The sequence below is a fragment of the Streptomyces sp. ACA25 genome, from assembly GCF_028200735.1.
GTDB lineage: Bacteria > Actinomycetota > Actinomycetes > Streptomycetales > Streptomycetaceae > Streptomyces.
The window spans coordinates 94844-108129 of the sequence record NZ_JAQKPV010000012.1; the positions used below are offsets into that span (position 1 = coordinate 94844).

A 13286-nucleotide genomic window follows, 5' to 3' on the forward strand; every position below is an offset into this window, starting at 1 on the left:
CTCCGTCACCGGCGCCGCCACAGCGTGCCAGGCCGTGGAGCGGACCGTGGAGTGCGGAAAACTCGCGGCCGCCGTGGTCCGCAGCATCGACGAACTGGGCCGGGCCGCCGACGACGCGATCGACGCCGAGGACTTCGGTGAATTCACCGCCGCGGTGGAGAAGGAGGTCGAGGAGCTCCAGGAAAGCACCGGCGACGCCGAAGTGGCCGCCGCGGCCGAGTCCGTGCTGGATGCCCTGGACGAGATCGCACAAGCGGCCGAGAACGACACCGAACCGGACCTGAGCCCGCTCGGCGATGCCGCCGACGAGCTGACCGCCATCTGCTCTCCCGGATAATCAGCCGCATGCCACGTCTCGTACTCGCCACCCGCAACGCCCACAAGGTCACCGAGCTCCGCGCCATCCTGGCCGACGCAGGGCTGGACGCCGACCTGACCGGCGCCGATGCCTTCCCCGACGCCCCCGAGGTGAAGGAGACCGGAGTCACCTTCGCGGAGAACGCCCTGCTCAAAGCGCACACCCTGGCCCGGGCCACCGGTCTGCCGGCCGTGGCCGACGACTCGGGTCTGTGCGTGGACGTCCTCGGCGGAGCACCCGGCATCTTCTCCGCCCGCTGGGCCGGGAACCCCGGAGCACCCGACGCCGACCGGGCCAACCTCGCTCTGCTGCTCGCCCAGCTCGCGGACATCGGCACCCCGCACCGCGGAGCCCACTTCGCCTGCGCGGCGGCGCTGGCCCTGCCCGACGGCACCGAGCGCGTCGTCGAGGGACGGCTGCGCGGCACCCTTCGGCACATCCCGGAGGGCACCGGAGGCTTCGGCTACGACCCGATCCTCCAGCCGGACGGGGAGACCCGCACCTGTGCGGAGCTGACGCCCGCCGAGAAGAACGCCCTCAGCCACCGCGGCCGGGCGTTCCGGGGGCTGGTCCCGGTCGTGCGGGAACTCCTCGGGTGAGGCGGGGCGCCGCGGCCGGGGCGGCAGCGGCCCGCCCCGGACGGGCGTCCGGTCAGGCCGAGCCGGTGAGGTAGGCCGAGACCACGACGTTCGCCGAGTAGGCGCGCCGCTCCGGCTCGTAGACGCCGCCGCAGGTGATCAGACGCAGCTCGGCGCGGCCTTCGGTGTCGGGGCCGTACACCCGGCCCGGGTCGAAGTCCCGGCGGTGCACCGTCTCGACGTTCTCCACGGTGAACTCCGCGGCGCTGCCGTCCTCCCGGGTGACGGTCACGGTGCTGCCCTCCGCCACCGTGCTCAGCGGGAAGAAGACCGCTCGTTCCGTCTCGGTGTCCACGTGCCCCACCAGCACGGCCGCGCCCGTGCCGCCCGGCGTGGGGCCGTCCCGGTACCAGCCGACGAGGTGCGGCGTCCCGAACGGCGGGGGCTCCACCCCGCCGGTCGCGTCCACCCCGCGCTCGATGATGTCGGCCCGCACGCCTATGGAGTCGATCTCCAGTACCAGGGGGGCCGGCTCGCCGGTGAGCGGACGGGCGGCGGGCGGCAGCCAGGTCCCGTCGGCGAGCTGCACCGACGAGGCGCTGCCGGGGACTCCGCCGGGAAGCCCGCCCTCTGTCAGGTCCCTTCCCCACAGCCAGAGGAAGAGCAGCAGCAGGGCCCAGGCGGTCGCGGACACCAGGCGGCCGGAGCCCGAGGGGCGCGGCTCGCCCTCCATCACTGCCGCCGGGCGCGGTGCCGACGAACCGTCAGCAGGGTCACGGCCAGCAGGCCTCCGGAGAGCACCGCCAGTCCGGCGGGACCGTACAGCCCGGCCGTCTCCTGCCCGGCCGTCTCCTGCCCGGCCGTCCCGGCCGGGTTCTCCCCGGCGGCCCCGCCGCCGCCCGCGCGGACCGGTGCGGAGGGTTTCACCGGGTGATCCGTGGGGTGCGGCGGGATCACGCCGGTGATGATCACCCGTCCGGACGCCGCCTTCTTCTTCCCGTCGCACGAGATGTCGACCGGGTAGGCCCCCGGCCCGATCGTGCGGCTGATCCGCGCCTCGCCGGACAGGCCGCCGTCCTCAGCCGGCCGGAGCCGGGCCTCGGCGGTGAACGCCTCGGAATGGGCGACCCCCTTGTCGCCCTTGCAGCTGAACACCCGGATGCCGACCTCGTCGCCGGGCCGGGGGCTGATCGGGGTGATCCGGACGTCGGCGCCGGCCCGGTGGTCCGGCGGCTCCGCCGGCCGGACCCCGGCAGCGGACGGCCCGGCGCCGGCCACCGTCACCATCGTCACCGATACAGCACACAGGGTAAGTTTGAGCGGGAGCGCGATGCCCATGGGAACCTCCGGGTCGGTACCCTTCGAAGGTCCCCCGCCGCGCTCCGTCACGCATCCGCTGGGGACGGCGGTTGCGCCACCCGGTGGCAGCCCCGTAACCCGGCCGGACCCCCGCGCGCGGCCGGGTGCTCTCAGATCGCGTCGACGAGGTCCGCGATGGAGTCGACCACCTTGGAGGGGCGGAACGGGTACCGCTCGACCTCCTCGGGGCGGGTCAGCCCCGTCAGCACCAGGAAGGTCTCCATCCCCGCCTCCAGGCCGGCCAGCACGTCGGTGTCCATCCGGTCACCGATCATCGCGCTGGTCTCGGAGTGCGCGCCGAGCACGTTGAGACCGGCCCGCATCATCAGCGGGTTGGGCTTGCCGACGAAGTACGGCTCACGGCCGGTGGCCTTGGTGATGAGCGCGGCGACCGAGCCGGTGGCGGGCAGCGCGCCCTCCGCGGAGGGGCCGGTGTGGTCCGGGTTGGTCGCGATGAACCGCGAGCCGTCGTTGATCAGCCGGATCGCCTTGGTGAGCGCCTCGAAGCTGTAGGTGCGGGTCTCGCCCAGCACGACGTAGTCCGGGGCGGTGTCGGTCAGGATGTAGCCGACGTCGTGCAGGGCGGTGGTCAGACCGGCCTCCCCGATGACGTAGGCGGTGCCGCCCGGACGCTGGTCGGACAGGAACTGGGCGGTGGCCAGCGCCGAGGTCCAGATGCTGTCGATCGGCACCTCCAGGCCCATCCGGGAGAGCCGGGCATGCAGGTCCCGGGGGGTGTAGATGGAGTTGTTCGTCAGCACGAGGAACGGCTTTCCGGACTCGCGGAGCCGTTTGATGAAACGGTCCGCACCGGGGACCGGGACGCCCTCGTGCATCAGGACGCCGTCCATGTCCGTGAGCCAGGATTCGATCGGCTTGCGCTCTGCCATGCGTGAGGACTCCTGCCGTGCGCGGTGCGGGGTATCGGCGGCACCGCACTGTGCTGTGCCGATGTGCTTCAGCCTATGCCAGGATCCGCGGCGGCCACGGGGCCGTTCGGGGTACGGAACGTGGAGCGCCGCCGCCCCGCCCGGCCCGGCGGGGGCGGGGGGAGACCGGTGGGCCGGGGCACGTCTCAGATGCCCAGGTCGCGGATCAGCTTCGCCACGTGCCCGGTGGCCTTGACGTTGTACATCGCACGTTCCACCCTGCCGTCCGCGCCGACCACGACGGTCGACCGGATGACCCCGGTGACGGTCTTCCCGTACAGCTTCTTCTCGCCGAAGGCGCCGTAGGCAAGCAGGACTTCCTTCTCCGGATCGCCGGCCAGGGTGACCTTCAGGTCCTCCGCGCTGCGGAACTTCGCCAGCTTCTCCGGCCGGTCCGGCGAGATCCCCACCACGTCGTACCCGGCATCGGCGAGCAGCGCCAGGTTGTCGGTGAAGTCGCAGGCCTGTTTCGTGCAGCCGGGAGTCATCGCGGCCGGGTAGAAGTAGACGATGACCTTCCGGCCCGCGTAGTCACTCAGCGACACCGGCTTGCCGTCGGCATCGGGGAGGGTGAACGCCGGGGCCTCGCTGCCCGGCTCCAGTCGCTCGCTCATGAAGGCTCCTCGCATCGCTCGTCGCACCGCCCCGTCCGGCCGCGGTGGTCCCCGCAGCCTAATCGGGGGTGGGGACAAGCACGGGACGGGCGGAGCTGACAGACTGTGCCCGACAGTCCACGTCCATGTGTTCATGCAGCGTCAGCTCGACCGGGAGGCACAGAGGTGTCGGAAGCCAGGATTCCTGCGGAGATCGAGGCGCGGATCGCCAGGCGGCGAGAGACTCTCGCGGAGACACTGGGCGAGATCGCCGTCCGGGTCCACCCGGCGACGATCGCCGGCGATGCGAAGATGCGCGCAGCCGAGGCCCTGGACCGCACCGCGGGCCGGACATACGTCGCGGTCAACCGCGCCGTCGGCGACGTCCGCGCGCAGTTCTTCACGAAGGACGGCCGGCCCCGCCCGGAGCGGGTCGCGCCGGTTGCCCTGGCCGCCGTCGCGGCCGTCGGTCTGCTGGTGTTCACCGCTCGCCGCCGCCGGTAGCGGACCCGGCGGACTCCTGTTGTACGGTCGTCCCGTGAGCACCTCACCCACCCACGACAAGCTGCCCATCCGGATGCTGCACGACCGTGTGCTGGTCCGGACCGACACCATCGAGGGAGAGCGCCGCTCCTCGGGGGGCATCGTCATCCCCGCGACGGCCGCCGTCGGCCGCCGTCTCGACTGGGCCGAGGTGGTGGCCGTCGGGCAGAACGTGCGCACGGTGGAGCCGGGCGACCGGGTGCTGTACGACCCGGAGGAGCGAGCAGAGGTCGAGGTCCGCGGCGTGGCCTACGTCCTCATGCGGGAGCGCGATCTGCACGCCGTGGCCGCCGAGCGGCTGGCCGGCTCCGACGACTCAACCGGTCTGTATCTCTGACCACGCGGGCCGGGCCGCGCTCTGCGGCGCCCGCTGACCACTTCCGTCCTCGCTGTCGCTGTCGCTGTCGCCGTCGCTGCCGTCGTCGGGGTTCCTGCCGTCGTCCGGTGGCGAGGTGCCCGGATCCGTCGGCCCGGAGGTCCCGGTGGGCTCCGAAGGCCCGGGTGTCTCGGTGGGTTCCGTGGGCTCGGGCGTCTCCGTGGGCTCGGGCTCCCCGGTGGGGGACGGTGTCCCGGACGGCGGTTCCGAGGTGCCCGGGCTCTCCGGCCCGGTGGGCGAAGGCTCGGCCGACTCCTCCGGCGACCTCTCCGGCGACTGTGCGGGCGGCCGGGAATCCTCGGTGACCGGCGGGCCGGGATCCGCAGGCTCTTCCCACTCCTCCACCGGCCCGTTGTCCGTCTCCCCGAAATCCTCCCGGGCCTCGAGGTCGAAGTCCCGCACCGGCGCGCCCTCCAGCGCGGCTGCGGTGTACTGCCCCCAGATCGCGGCCGGGACACCGCCGCCGCTGACCCGCTCCAGTCCCAGCGCCCCGTACAGCGGCTCCTGGGCGCCGGTCTCCTGGTTCTGCCCCATCAGGGCGACCACGGTGGCCAGCTCGGGGGTGTAGCCGGCGAACCACGCCGCCTTGTCCTGTTCCGCGGTCCCGGTCTTCCCGGCCGCGGGCCGGCCCACGGCGCCGGCCGCCGAGCCGGTACCGCCCTCGACCACGCCGACCAGCAGGTCCGTGGTGGCGTCGGCCACCTCGCGGGAGACGGCCCGCTCCGGCTCGCGGGCGGGCAGCTCGATCTCCTCGTCGCCCCGGCTGACCTCCTCCACCAGCACTGTCGGCAGGTGCTCGCCGTGCCGCGCCAGCGTGGCGTACGCCCCGGCCATGTCGAGGGTGCTCGGGGTCGCGGTGCCCAGTGAGACCGATCCCTGCGCGGAGTCCAGCCCCGGGGTGTCCGCGGGGATGCCCAGCGCCCTCGCCGTGTCGGCCACCCGCCGCGGCCCCACGTCCTGACCGAGCTGGGCGAAGACCGCGTTCACCGACAGGTCCATCGCGCTGCGCAGCGTCAGCTCACCGTGGCTGACCTCGTTCTCGTTCTCCGGGGACCAGCCGGTGCCCTGCCCGTCCCGGTCCAGCACTTCCCGGCCGCTCGTTCCGTCGTACGTCGTGGAGGGGCCGATCGGCGTCCCGCTCCGGGTGGTGGCCTCGTGCTCCAGTGCCGCGGCGTACACGAAGGGCTTGAAGGTGGACGCCGCCTGGTAGTCCCGGCGGGTGGCGTTGTTGAGGAATTGCCGCGTGTAGTCCTCGCCCCCGTACATGGCGACGACCCGCCCGGTCTCCGTCTCCACCGAGGTGGCTCCCGCCCGCAGATGGCTGTCCGCCTCCCGCTCCTCGTCCTTCCGGTCCAGCAACTGCTCCTGGACGGATGCGGTCAGCGCCTCCTGCTGGTCGGGCTCGATGGTCGTGGTGATCCGGAACCCGCCGGCCGCCAGTCGCTGCTCATCGAGGACACCGCTCTCGATCAGGTGGTCCCGGACCGCTTCGACCAGGTATCCGCGCTGCCCGGACAGGCCGGTCGAAGGCCGTGTCTCCTGCGGCTCCGGGAACTCCAGCCCGGCCCGCTCCGAGGCGGCCAGCCAGCCCTCGTCCACCATGCCGTCCAGTACGTACTCCCATCGGGCGACCGCCCGGCCCTCGTTCTGCGTCGCGGACCCCACGTCGAAGGCGCTGGGTGCGACCAGCAGAGCCGCCAGGTAGGCCCCCTCGGCGACGTTCAGCTCCCCGGTGTCCTTTCCGTAGTAGGCCTGCGCGGCGGCCTGGATCCCGTACGCGTTGCGGCCGAAGTAGCTGGTGTTGAGATAGCCCTCGAGGATCTCCTCCTTGCTCACCTCGCGGTCCAGCTTCACCGCGATGAAGAACTCCTTGGTCTTGCGCTCGAGGGTCTGCTCCTGGTCCAGGTAGTAGTTCTTCACGTACTGCTGCGTGATGGTGGAGCCGGACTGCTTGCCCTCTCCGCGCAGCATGTTCCAGGCGGCCCGGACCATGGCCTTGGGGTCCACCGCCGACTGGCGGAAGAAGGCCCGGTCCTCGGCGGCCAGCACCGCGTGCCGTACGTCCTCCGGCACCAGGGACAGGGAGACGCTCTCCCGGTTCACCTCACCGACCCGGGCGAGCTGCGAGCCGTCCGCGTACAGGTAGACGTTGCTCTGTGCGGCGGAGGCGCTTCTCGGCTCCGGGATCTCCACCAGCAGGTAGCCCGCGACGAGACCGCCGAGGGCGAGGGACGCGGTCAGCAGTGCGGCGGCGAACAGGGTCCGCCACCGGGGGAGCAGCCGGCGCCGCCGCCGGTGCTCCTCGGGCGGTCCGTCCCCGGGGCTGTCCCGGGCAGTGTCTTTGCGCGCACTGGTCTCACTCATCGCTGCGGCCTCGCCCGCCTTCCTCGGAGGGAGAAAATATGCCTATCAGCTATGAAGTGTCGCATTGCGGAGCGCGTACACGCGCGAGCCTCGCCCGGCGAACGGCTCAGAGCGCCGCCCCGTACCCCCGGACCAGTGCCTCCGGCTCCACGGCCACCGCCATGGCCCGGAACCCGGCGTCGTTCGGATGCAGGTGGTCACCGGAGTCGTACTCCGGCAGCAGCCGGTCCGGTCGCAGCGGGTCGCGCAGCGCCGCGTCGAGATCCACCACCGCATCGAACACCGTGCCCGCCCTGATCTCCTCGTTCACCCGTTCCCGGACCGCCTCCCGCTCCGCCGACCAGCCGCTGTGCCCCCGGAACGGGGCGAGGGTGGCCCCCGCCACCCACAGGCCGCGCTCCCGCGCCTCCGTCGCCAGCTGCCGCAGCCCCGCCACCACGAGCCCGGGGTCCGGGGGTTCGGCAGCCCGGATGATGTCGTTGATGCCCAGCTGCACCACCACCGTCCGGACCCCCGGCTGCGGCAGGACGTCCGTGTGCAGCCGCCGCAGCCCCGCTGATCCGTTGAACGGCCGGCCCGGTGCTGCGTCAGTCAGCAGCCGGTTCCCGCTCAGCCCTTTGTTCAGCACCGCGTACGACGGTCTCCCCGGCTCCTGGCGCAGCCGCACGGCCAGCAGATCGGGCCAGCCGCGGTGCGCTCCGAAGGTGGCCGAAATGCCGTCGGTCAGCGAATCGCCCAGCATCACCACCGCGCCCTCCACCTCGGGGTTGAGCACCTGAACGCCGGTGACGTAGCGCCAGTGCGTGGTCGTCTCGGTGAACGGCCGCCCCGAGACGTCCCCGGTCTGGTCACCTGCCGCCGCGTAGTTCGTGCGGCCCGCCCTCCGGTGATACGTCACCGGTCCCGACCGTTCCGCGACGTACACGGTCACCAGCAGGTCGGCGCCCGCCTGCACGGCGAACGGCACCGGGTCGCTCACCACCGAGGTACCGGCGGCCAGCACCGGTGAGGACTCCCCGCGGAACGTCAGCCGGCGGACACTGCCCGGCCGGGCCGCCGGTCCGCCGTCGGCAGCCAGCGCCACGCTGGCCCGGGTCAGCGGCAAGGGCTCCGTTCCGTAGCGGTTGGACAGCTCGACCCGCACGCTCGCCCCGGCCACCGAGGTGCGCAGCACATTGCGCAGCGAGCGGTCGGGCAGTCCGTGCCCGGTGCCGGGCTCGGCGCCGGCCGGTGCCGTGGCCCAGGTCCCCACCCAGTCCCCCTCCGACACCGGCACCACCAGCCGCGGTGACGGTACGCCCGGTACCGTCCGGTCGTCGGAGGGGCGCTGCCCGAACCCCAGCGACACCGTCACTCCGAGCAGCACGACCGTCAGCGCCACCGCCGCCGGCCCGTATCCGCGATTGCTGCGCACCAAGGCAGGTGTTCCCCTCGCTCGTCCGGAAACCGGCCGGTCACACGCTTCTGCCGCATTTTCCCACGAGCCGGGGGCGGGTGCGCGGCCAAGCGGGTGCGGCCACCCCGCCCCATGCGCGAGGATGCATCGACGGCTGCGGCGGGCGGAGTGGATGCAACGGATGGAACAGACCACGGCAAGGGGAAGCACCGGGGGAGACCGGGAGCCGGGAGCGGGACCCCCGGATCCCGGGCTGCTGACCGACGGCTTCACCGAGGCGGACCGGGAGAAACAGCGCGGACTGCGCCGGATGAAGGCGGTCGCCACCGGACTGCTGGTGTTCGTCGCGGTCGTCTACGCCCTGGCCACCTGGGCGAAGGCAGCCGGTGCCGGTCCCTGGGCCGGCTACGTGGCCGCGGCGGCCGAGGCCGGCATGGTCGGGGCGCTCGCCGACTGGTTCGCCGTCACCGCTCTCTTCCGTCATCCGCTGGGTGTTCCGATCCCGCACACCGCGATCATTCCGACCAAGAAGGACCAGCTGGGCGAGGCCCTGGGGGACTTCGTCGGTGAGAACTTCCTCTCCGAGCGGGTCATCCGCGACAAGCTCGGTTCGGTCCGGCTCGCCGCCCGCGCCGGCGCCTGGCTGGCCCGCCCCGAGAACGCCGACCGAGTGACGGCGGAGCTGGCCACCGCGGTGCGCGGCGGCCTCACCGTGCTGCATGACGCCGACGTCCAGCAGGTCATCGGCGAGACCATCACCCGGCGCGCCGAGGACGTCGAACTCTCCCCGCCGCTGGGGGCGCTCCTGGAACGGACGGTTTCCGACGGCGGTCACCACAAGCTGGTCGACTTCGTCTGTGTGAAGGCGCACGCCTGGCTCATCGAGCACCGTGACGCCGTCCTGACGGCCATCGGGGACGGTGCCCCCGGTTGGACACCCCGGTTCGTGGACCGTCGGGTCGGCGACCGGGTCTACCGCGAACTACTGCGCTTCGTGACCGAGATGAGGGACTCGCCCGAACACCCGGCCCGGTACGCCCTCGACCGGTTCCTCGCCGACTTCGCGCAGCAGTTGCAGCACGACCCCGAGACCCGGACCCGGGTCGAGCGCCTGAAGTCCGAGCTGCTGCACCGTCCCGAGGTGCAGGAACTCATCGCCACCGCCTGGGCCAACCTCCGCGCCATGATCCTGACAGCCGCGGAGGACGAGAACAGTCCGCTGCGGCTCCGGGCCCGTGACTCGCTGCTCTCCCTGGGAGCCCGTCTCACCGCCGACGCGCGGCTGCGCGCCAAGATCGACGGCTGGGTCGCGGACGCGGCCGTCCACGTCGTCTCCGGGTACCGCAAGGAGATCACGTCGCTGATCACCGACACCGTCGCGGCCTGGGACGCCCGCCACACCTCCCGCAAGATCGAGCTCCACATCGGCCGGGACCTGCAGTTCATCCGACTGAACGGCACCATCATCGGAGCCCTGGCCGGTCTGGTCATCCACACGGTCACCCGGGCCCTGGGCGGCTGAGCCGGTGCCCGTGCGCCGGGCCCGCGCCCTCGGGCGGCACGATTCCGGACAAGCCTCCTGACCCGATACGATGGCGCCTGCGTTGCGGCGGTGGCGCAATGGCGACGCAGCTGGTTTAGGTCCAGTGACCCGTGACAGGGTTTGAGGGTTCGAATCCCTTCCGCCGCACTCGGGGACCGTGCGCGCACGCAGGTGCGGGCGGTCGGCGAGATCCCGTCCGCGGTGCAGGCCCGGCTCCCCGGAGCCGGGCCTGCACCGTTGTGCCGCCGGCCGTGCACCGTCCGCCCTGTGGCGGTCGGCGCGGCACCTCGCCGCCGACGATAGCGTGGGGTGCGAACGGCATGTCCGCACTCTTGCAGGAGGATTGACCGCATGGCTACGACGCGTATCGCGACCACCAACTGGGCCGGCCCGCTGATGGGAGGCTCCGGGACCGTCTCCCTGGACTCCTCCGGCATCGGCACCTATGACGTGACCTGGCCGTCCCGTGCGGAGGACCCGGCCGGGCGGACCAGCCCCGAGGAGCTGATCGCCGCGGCACACTCCTCGTGCTTCTCGATGGCCCTCTCGCACGGCCTGGCGGGCGCGGACACCCCGCCCGAGTCGGTGGAGACGCAGGCGAAGGTGACCTTTCAGCCCGGCGAGGGCATCACGGGAATTGTCCTCAGCGTCAAGGCCCGGGTTCCCGGGATCTCCGACAAGGCGTTCCAGGACGCCGCGCAGATGGCGAAGCAGAACTGCCCGGTGAGCAAGGCGCTCGCCGGCGTGCAGATCACACTGGAGGCCGAACTGCTGTCCTGACCTGTTCCCCCTCTCGGCCGGCTGAGGCCTGCGGCGGCACGTCCCGGCGCAGGCCCAGCCGGCCGAAAGCGGCGCCGAGCACTGCCCACAGAATGCCGTGCGCGGTGAGGGACAGTACCCGGAAGTCCCAGACCAGATCCGCGGGCAGCGGGACTTCGTCGGGATTGCCCGGGAGCAGGAAGACCGCGATCACGGTGGCCACCGCGGTCCCCGCCATCGCGAGATGCCGCAGGTGCTGGGGCCGGTCGGTCATCCGGTGATGGAAGTGCCGGATGAGCACCGCACCCAGGATGCCGATGAAGATGGCCGCCAGCCACAGCAGTTGCCGGTCCGCGACGGTGTCGCCCTCGCCGACACCGGGCGGATTGGCCGGGTAGCGGAGCCCCGGGACGAGGGAGACGGCGAAGAACCCGGCGGCGGCCAGCGCCAGCGCACGCGGCCAGGGCCGGTCCGTCAGCGCGGTGCCGCGGTGGATCAGGGCGTGGACCAGTGCGAAGAACACGCCGATCGCCAGGCCGGTCACCACGGCGGTGACGACCAGCCCGACGTGCTGGGTGCCCCGCGAGAAGAGCTCCTCGTGGAGGTGGTCGTGCGCATGGCCGTGACCCGCGGCGGACTCGCGTTCCTCCTCGAGCCGGACCGCACGGTCCAGCAGCGGACCGGCGACGAGCAGGGAGAACAGCCCCGAAACCAGCCCGGCGAGGCCACCGGCGGCGAGGCCGCGGCCGAGCAGGGGCAGGACGGGGTAGGGAGTTGACTGGTTCATGAGTGAGCGGTCCCCTCGGGTCAGTGGCAGGGGGCGCCGAAGAGGTGACGGCCGTCGTGCGAGAACTCGTGCAGGTAGGCACCGGTGGCGGCGATCGCCTGACCGTTGTCGAAGAAGACTGCCCAGAGGGCGAGCAGCGCGATGACCGCGATGAAGGCGGCGATGGTCCAGTCACGGGCGGGGACGGTGGTGTCCGTACCGGCGCCGGTCCCGGCGGCCGGCGACGCGAGGTGCTGCGACATCAGAATTCCTCCTCCTGGGGTTTCCACGCCCCATGGATCGGAGAGCGACGGGTCAGTTCCTGACTTCCGGCCAGCACAAGGGCTGTCCGGACACAGTGGCGGGACCGTCCCGGGTTCGCACCGGGTTCCTGGGCTCCGTCGCCTCGCTATGAAATTGCGGAAGTACTGAGAGTCGCAGCGGGGCGTGCCCCTGTCAACGTGATGCGCACGGCACCGTCATGGCGGGCTCGTCGCCTCCTCGGGACGACCCTGCGACCTCGGCAGCGGCCAGGAGGGCCCGTCCGGGCTGTCGAGCCACACACGTTGCCGGTCACCGTCAACACTCAGGCCGAACCGCTCGGGGCCCGGCCGTCCCGCGGCTTCGTACACCTGGTGCGCCTCCTCCAGCCGGGCCCACACCCTGCGCGGTCCGGCTTCGGCGACCCGGTTCTCCCGGTCCAGCCGGGCAGTGGAGCCGTCGGCCGCCCGGACCCGGACACCGCACCGCTCCCGTCCGGCCGACAGGTCGCGGCTCCACTCCAGGTCAGGCTCGATGATGCTCACCAGGAAGCGGAAACCGTCGTCCGCGCTGTCCGTCGCCGACAGCCGGGTGGTGCGGGCCTCGGCGGGGTCCGCATCGACGGGCACGGCGCGCCCGCGGCCCGAGGTCTCCGTGCGCAGCGGCATGAAGTACGCGGTACCGAGGAACGGGCCGCCCGCCTGCGCTTCACCGGTCCGGTGCAGCCGTACCAGCCCGTGGCCGAGTGGGGCCAGGATGATCCCGTCCTCGGTGAGCTGCCGGAGCCAGGCCGTCGGAACGGCGTCGATGCGGCAGGTCGCGATGATGCGGTCGTAAGGGGCCCGTTCCGCCCAGCCGTCCGCACCGTCACCGGTGATCACGCACGGTGCGTGCCCGGCGGCCGCGAGGTGGGCCCGGGCCGCGGCCGTCAGCCCGGGAGCCAGGTCGATGCTGGTGACGGCGTCGTCGCCGAGCCGGTGCGCCAGCAGCGCGGCGTTGTATCCCGTGCCCGCGCCGATCTCCAGGACCTGCTGACCGTCGGCCACCCGCAGTTCGTGAAGCATCGTGGCCATCAGGGACGGCTGCGAGCTGGAGGAGGTCGGCTCCCCGCTGGTCCGCTGGGTGACCAGCGCCTCGTCGGAGTGCACTCCGACGAGCCAGGTCCGCCGCAGCCGGGGCTCCTCCGGGCAGATCCGGAGCCCGGAGGGATCGTAGTAGGCGGGCACGAACACGTGCCGCGGAACCCGCCGGAAAGCTTCCCGCCAGGCGGGATCGGTCAGTACTCCCGCGCTCTCCAGGGTCGCCACGAGCTGCTCCCGCAGCGGCGCGGCCTCTCGGTCCAGGTCCTCGGTACGCTGCACTTCCACGCGCCCCTTCGCTGACTCACTGCTCCACGTGACCGGCCACAGCACCCTGCCACGGCTTCCCGTCCACCCCTAGCAGCATGGCCGGTGGATCGGC

General features: G+C 72.5%; 15 protein-coding genes, 1 tRNA gene and 1 riboswitch. Of the genes, 7 read left to right on the top strand and 9 right to left on the bottom strand.

Annotation, left to right across the window (positions count from 1 at the left end; genetic code table 11):
* Nucleotides 1-34: 34 nt before the first annotated feature.
* Together PJ985_RS18355 and rdgB are read left to right on the top strand one after the other, a co-directional pair.
* A complete protein-coding gene (locus tag PJ985_RS18355; protein ID WP_271684903.1) occupies nt 35-337 on the top strand; it encodes a hypothetical protein in 303 nt (100 codons plus the stop codon).
* A gap of 8 nt (nt 338-345) precedes the next feature.
* The gene (gene rdgB, locus PJ985_RS18360) at nt 346-957 is read left to right on the top strand and encodes an RdgB/HAM1 family non-canonical purine NTP pyrophosphatase (protein WP_271684904.1); all 612 of its coding nucleotides are present in this window, start codon (nt 346-348) and stop codon (nt 955-957) included.
* 52 nt (nt 958-1009) lie between these two features.
* On the opposite strand, the gene PJ985_RS18365 is transcribed toward rdgB, so the two are convergent.
* From PJ985_RS18365 to bcp, 4 genes are all read right to left on the bottom strand, one after another.
* Nucleotides 1010-1669 carry a class F sortase gene (locus PJ985_RS18365; RefSeq protein ID WP_271684905.1) on the bottom strand — a complete coding sequence of 220 codons (660 nt, stop codon included), beginning with the start codon at nt 1667-1669 and terminating at the stop codon, nt 1010-1012.
* Nucleotides 1669-2274: a hypothetical protein gene (locus PJ985_RS18370; RefSeq protein WP_271684906.1), complete on the bottom strand. Its 606-nt coding sequence runs from the start codon at nt 2272-2274 to the stop codon at nt 1669-1671. The genes PJ985_RS18365 and PJ985_RS18370 overlap by 1 nt, the downstream gene beginning before the upstream one ends.
* Before the next feature lie 131 nt (nt 2275-2405).
* Nucleotides 2406-3185, bottom strand: coding sequence for an HAD-IIA family hydrolase (locus PJ985_RS18375; protein WP_271684907.1), 780 nt, complete (start codon nt 3183-3185; stop codon nt 2406-2408).
* Between the two features lie 185 nt (nt 3186-3370).
* Nucleotides 3371-3838 (bottom strand): thioredoxin-dependent thiol peroxidase, encoded by a 468-nt coding sequence (gene bcp, locus PJ985_RS18380; RefSeq protein WP_271684908.1) that lies wholly within the window; start codon nt 3836-3838, stop codon nt 3371-3373.
* A gap of 165 nt (nt 3839-4003) precedes the next feature.
* Between bcp and PJ985_RS18385 the strand changes: the two genes are divergently transcribed.
* A complete protein-coding gene (locus PJ985_RS18385) occupies nt 4004-4321 on the top strand; it encodes a DUF3618 domain-containing protein (RefSeq protein WP_271684909.1) in 318 nt (105 codons plus the stop codon).
* Between the two features lie 73 nt (nt 4322-4394).
* The gene (locus PJ985_RS18390) at nt 4395-4697 is read left to right on the top strand and encodes a GroES family chaperonin (protein ID WP_271684997.1); all 303 of its coding nucleotides are present in this window, start codon (nt 4395-4397) and stop codon (nt 4695-4697) included.
* Here PJ985_RS18390 and PJ985_RS18395 read toward each other — a convergent pair.
* Nucleotides 4677-7100: a transglycosylase domain-containing protein gene (locus PJ985_RS18395; RefSeq protein ID WP_271684910.1), complete on the bottom strand. Its 2424-nt coding sequence runs from the start codon at nt 7098-7100 to the stop codon at nt 4677-4679. The genes PJ985_RS18390 and PJ985_RS18395 overlap by 21 nt on opposite strands.
* Before the next feature lie 106 nt (nt 7101-7206).
* A complete protein-coding gene (locus tag PJ985_RS18400) occupies nt 7207-8514 on the bottom strand; it encodes an SGNH/GDSL hydrolase family protein (protein WP_271684911.1) in 1308 nt (435 codons plus the stop codon).
* A gap of 154 nt (nt 8515-8668) precedes the next feature.
* Between PJ985_RS18400 and PJ985_RS18405 the strand changes: the two genes are divergently transcribed.
* The 3 genes from PJ985_RS18405 (at nt 8669) to PJ985_RS18415 (ending at nt 10819) form a co-directional block, all read left to right on the top strand.
* Nucleotides 8669-10018, top strand: coding sequence for a DUF445 domain-containing protein (locus PJ985_RS18405; RefSeq protein WP_443033523.1), 1350 nt, complete (start codon nt 8669-8671; stop codon nt 10016-10018).
* An 84-nt stretch (nt 10019-10102) separates the two neighbouring features.
* A tRNA-Leu gene (locus tag PJ985_RS18410) sits at nt 10103-10186 on the top strand.
* A gap of 204 nt (nt 10187-10390) precedes the next feature.
* Nucleotides 10391-10819: an OsmC family protein gene (locus tag PJ985_RS18415; protein WP_271684913.1), complete on the top strand. Its 429-nt coding sequence runs from the start codon at nt 10391-10393 to the stop codon at nt 10817-10819.
* Here PJ985_RS18415 and PJ985_RS18420 read toward each other — a convergent pair.
* The 3 genes from PJ985_RS18420 to PJ985_RS18430 all read right to left on the bottom strand — a co-directional run bounded on the left by PJ985_RS18420 (nt 10791) and on the right by PJ985_RS18430 (nt 13192).
* On the bottom strand, nt 10791-11585 hold the full coding sequence (locus PJ985_RS18420; protein WP_271684914.1) for a CbtA family protein: 795 nt from the start codon (nt 11583-11585) through the stop codon (nt 10791-10793). The genes PJ985_RS18415 and PJ985_RS18420 overlap by 29 nt on opposite strands.
* A 20-nt stretch (nt 11586-11605) precedes the next feature.
* Entirely contained in the window at nt 11606-11827 is a 222-nt protein-coding gene (locus PJ985_RS18425) for a CbtB domain-containing protein (protein ID WP_271684915.1), read from the bottom strand.
* Nucleotides 11828-11859: 32 nt separating this feature from the next.
* Nucleotides 11860-11982: riboswitch (cobalamin riboswitch) on the bottom strand.
* 61 nt (nt 11983-12043) lie between these two features.
* The gene (locus tag PJ985_RS18430; RefSeq protein WP_271684916.1) at nt 12044-13192 is read right to left on the bottom strand and encodes a methyltransferase domain-containing protein; all 1149 of its coding nucleotides are present in this window, start codon (nt 13190-13192) and stop codon (nt 12044-12046) included.
* Nucleotides 13193-13286: the final 94 nt, after the last annotated feature.